Origin of the sequence: Stenotrophomonas sp. Sm10, from assembly GCF_030985515.1 — a bacterium.
Lineage (GTDB): Bacteria > Pseudomonadota > Gammaproteobacteria > Xanthomonadales > Xanthomonadaceae > Stenotrophomonas > Stenotrophomonas hibiscicola.
On the sequence record NZ_JAPTFO010000143.1, the window covers coordinates 1 to 4,316 of the forward strand.

The 4,316-nt window shown below is 64.2% G+C and carries 3 protein-coding genes and 1 riboswitch; of the genes, 2 read left to right on the top strand and 1 reads right to left on the bottom strand.

Annotated features, from left to right (window positions below):
* The coding region (locus O0J15_RS20320) for a hypothetical protein (RefSeq protein ID WP_308306206.1) at positions 1 to 403 on the top strand (403 nt) is incomplete at its 5' end.
* A gap of 34 nt (positions 404 to 437) precedes the next feature.
* Here O0J15_RS20320 and O0J15_RS20325 read toward each other — a convergent pair.
* Entirely contained in the window at positions 438 to 2,015 is a 1,578-nt protein-coding gene (locus O0J15_RS20325) for a BCCT family transporter (protein WP_134735221.1), read from the bottom strand.
* A gap of 245 nt (positions 2,016 to 2,260) precedes the next feature.
* A riboswitch (TPP riboswitch) is annotated at positions 2,261 to 2,361 on the top strand.
* An 82-nt stretch (positions 2,362 to 2,443) separates the two neighbouring features.
* Between O0J15_RS20325 and thiC the strand changes: the two genes are divergently transcribed.
* Positions 2,444 to 4,288 (top strand): phosphomethylpyrimidine synthase ThiC, encoded by a 1,845-nt coding sequence (thiC, locus tag O0J15_RS20330; protein WP_134731349.1) that lies wholly within the window; start codon positions 2,444 to 2,446, stop codon positions 4,286 to 4,288.
* The last annotated feature ends 28 nt before the right edge of the window (positions 4,289 to 4,316 follow it).

Below are 4,316 nucleotides of genomic sequence, written 5' to 3' on the forward strand. Positions count from 1 at the left end.
GGCCCATGCGGCTCACGCCCCCAGCCAACCCACCCGCCCGGCCACGGACAGTTTCCTGCGGCCGCCACCGCAGGAAGAGAAAGAAGAAGATCAAGAGCAAAGGCAACAGCAACAGCAACAGCCGCGCGCTGTGGGTTGGGGTCGGACCCGTCTTCCGAAGGAAAACGGATCCGACCCCTTCTTGTTTTCCGATACACCTGATCCACGCATGGCGTGGATCTACTGCCGTCACCGGGAAATTGTCGGAGGCGGGGAGGGGGCCGATGGCGGGACCGTCCACGGCATGGATGCCGTGGCCGAGCCTACAGGGACGTACTTGCGGCGTGTCCCGCCATCGGCCCCCTCACCGCCAGACCAGCAGAAATCCAGAGCCGCTTTTGAAGTTGTTGTTGCCGTTGCTTGAAAAAAGCGGTGCAGCCGCAGGCTGCAAAATCCCCTCAATCCTGATCGTGCGCGCGCGCTGCCTCCGCCTGGGTTTCCTCCTGCGCCGCCATCTCGCGTGCAATCCACGCATCGATCATGTGCCGCTGGCGCTGCGCCTGCCGCCGCTCCCGGGTGTATTCCTGGTCCAGCACCCGGTACAGGGACACCATCACAAGAAGCATCAGCAGCGCGAACGGCAGCGCAGCGATGGTGATCATGCCCTGCAGCGCCTCCAGTCCCCCTGCCAACAGCAAGGAACCCGCCACGAGCGCAATGCCGACACCCCACGCCACTTTGTGCTTGCGCAATGGCTCGCCCGCGTCGTCCGTGGACATGCTGGCCAGCACAAGTACCGCAGAATCAGCCGAGGTCACGAAGAAGATCATCAGTAGCACCAGCGCAATGCACGACAGCAGCAACGGCAGCGGCATGCTGTCGAACATGGTGAACAGCACCGTTTCATAGCCGTTGCCCAGTGCCTGCAGCAGGTCGGCCTGGCCGAAGATCTGCATCCAGATCGCGGTGCCACCGAACACCGAGAACCAGAAGAAGCCCAGCAGCGTCGGTGCCAGCACCACGCCGATCACGAACTCGCGCACGCTGCGCCCGCGCGAGATGCGCGCGATGAACGAACCCACGAACGGTGCCCAGGAGATCCACCAGGCCCAGTAGAAGATCGTCCAGTCCGCGACCCAGGTGCTGGACGAGAACGGTGACATGCGCAGGCTCATCGTCACCAGCTGATTGAGATAGGAGCCCAACGTCGTCGTGAAGGTGTTGAAGATCGCGCCAGTCGGGCCGAGTACCAGCACCAGCGCGAGCAGCAGTGCAGCCAATGCAAGGTTGAAGTTGGACAGCCATTTCATGCCGCGGCCGACGCCGCTGAGCGTGGACGCCATGTACAGTCCGAAAGCCACTGCGATGATGGTCAGCTGCAGCGGCACGCCCGCCTGCACGCCGAACACGCGTTCCACGCCGGCCGCGATCTGTACCGTGCCGAAGCCCAGTGCTGTAGCCACGCCAACCGCGGTGGCGACGACCGCGGAGATGTTGACCATATGCCCGATCCAGCCACGATGGTGACGGCCGATGATCGGTTGCAACATATCGCTGATCTGGCCACGGCCGTTGCGGTTGAACTGGAACCAGGCCATTGCCAGGCCGATCAGCGCATAGATGGCCCAGGGGTGCAGGCCCCAATGGAAGAACACGTAGCGCATGGCAGCACGCGCGGCGTCCATGCTTTCAGGTGCCAGCCCTTCCGGTGGCTTGCTGAAGTGCGAAATGGGCTCGGCGGCGCCCCAGAACACCAGACCGATGCCCATGCCAGCGGCGAACAGCATCGACATCCAGCTGGCCCGCGAGAACTCCGGTTCGGCGTCCTCTCCGCCGATGCGCAGGTTGCCGAAGCGGCCGAAGGCCAGGTACATCAGGAATACCAGGGCCAGGAACACGACCAGCAGGTAGAGCCAGCCGATGCCGCGGATGAGTTCGCCGAGGATGCTCTGCACCACGGTATTGAAGGGACCGGGTGCAACACCGGCGAGCAGCACCAGCAGCAGAACCAGTGCAATGGAAACGCGAAACACCATGAAGGGGCTTCTCCGATCAAGGGATTGAGGGGAGCGAGCAGAGCTTGCTGCGAGGGGCCGGCGACATGCAGCACAGACCGGGCAGGGGCCGCGAAGGCGGCGAGGAAACACCGGCCGCAGCGGCAGGATGCGCGTGCACGTTACTGAATGCGATGTCACGGTTCTGTTAATACAGAAACAGCGGATCCACGCCGTGCGTGGATGGAACAGCCATGGGCCGCAGCACGTTCTATGCTCTAATGCACACCAAGAAGCGGGGGTACCGGGCCATGTGGCCACGGTTGAGACAGTCCCTTGGAACCTGATCCGGCTCATACCGGCGTAGGGAAGCTTTGCAATGCAGCCGTGCCCGGACTCCGCCCAAGGACCGTCCGCGCGGGGTCGCAGTGCGCCGCCGCTTCGTCCCTGACCTTCCTGGACGATGCCCGATGAACGCACAGCTCTCCGCCCTGCAGCAACAGGCCCAGCAACTCTCCGAATCCGTGACCCGGCCCATTCCCGGATCGCGCAAGATACACGTGGCCGGCTCGCGCCCGGATCTGCTGGTGCCGATGCGCGAGATCGCGCTGACCCGCACGCCGACCCTGTTCGGCGGCGAAGAGAATGCGCCGGTCACGGTCTACGACACGTCCGGCCCCTACACTGATACGGGCGTACGCATCGATCTGTCCGAAGGCCTGCCGGCGCTGCGCCGCGGCTGGGTGGAGGAACGCGGCGATACCGAACAGCTCGAAGGACTGAGTTCTTCGTTCGGCCGCGACCGCGAGCATGACCCGAAACTCGATGCCGTGCGGTTCCCTGCGCGCAGCCTGCCACGCCGTGCGCGAGCCGGCGCGAACGTCACCCAGATGCACTATGCGCGGCGCGGCATCATCACGCCGGAAATGGAGTTCGTCGCCATCCGCGAGAACCAGCGGCTCGACGCGGTCCGCGATGCCGGCCTGCTGCAGCAGCACCCGGGCGAGTCGTTCGGTGCTTCAATCCAGAAGGTGATCACACCCGAATTCGTGCGCGACGAGATCGCACGCGGCCGCGCGGTGCTGCCCAACAACATCAACCATCCGGAAAGCGAGCCGATGATCATCGGCCGCAACTTCCTGACCAAGATCAACGCCAACATCGGCAACAGTGCCGTGTCCTCCGGCATTGCCGAGGAAGTGGAAAAGCTGGTGTGGGCGATCCGCTGGGGCGGTGACACGGTGATGGACCTGTCCACCGGCAAGCACATCCACGAAACCCGCGAGTGGATCATCCGCAATTCGCCGGTGGCGATCGGTACCGTGCCGATCTACCAGGCGCTGGAGAAGGTTGACGGCCGTGCCGAGGCGCTTACCTGGGAGATCTTCCGCGACACGCTGATCGAGCAGGCCGAGCAGGGCGTGGACTACTTCACCATCCACGCTGGCGTGCTGCTGCGTTACGTGCCACTCACCGCCAAGCGCGTGACCGGCATTGTCAGCCGTGGTGGCTCGATCATGGCCAAGTGGTGCCTGGCGCACCACAAGGAGAATTTCCTCTACACGCATTTCGAAGACATCTGCGAGATCATGAAGGCCTATGACGTGACCTTCTCGCTGGGTGACGGCCTGCGCCCGGGCTGCATCGCCGATGCCAACGACGCCGCGCAGTTCGGTGAGCTGGAAACGCTGGGTGAGCTGACGAAGATCGCCTGGAAGCATGATGTGCAGACCATGATCGAAGGCCCCGGCCATGTGCCGATGCAGCTGATCAAGGAAAACATGGACAAGCAGCTGCGCGAGTGCGGCGAGGCGCCGTTCTATACGCTGGGCCCGCTGACCACCGACATCGCGCCGGGCTACGACCACATCACCAGCGCGATCGGTGCGGCGATGATCGGCTGGTTCGGCACGGCGATGCTCTGCTACGTGACGCCGAAGGAGCACCTTGGCCTGCCCAACCGCCAGGATGTGCGCGACGGCATCATGGCCTATCGCATTGCCGCGCACGCAGCCGACCTGGCCAAGGGGCATCCGGGCGCGCAGGTGCGCGACAACGCGCTGAGCAAGGCGCGTTTCGAGTTCCGCTGGGAAGACCAGTTCCATCTTGGCCTGGATCCGGAGAAGGCCAAGGAATTCCATGACGAGACGCTGCCGAAGGATGCGCACAAGCTGGCCCACTTCTGCTCGATGTGCGGCCCGCACTTCTGTTCGATGAAGATCACCCAGGATGTGCGTGACTACGCCGAAGCCGGCATGAAGGAGAAGTCGGCGGAGTTCCGCGCGGCCGGTGCCGAGGTCTATCGCCAGGAGTGATGCGGAAGCGGGGGTGGGGGGGGGGGGG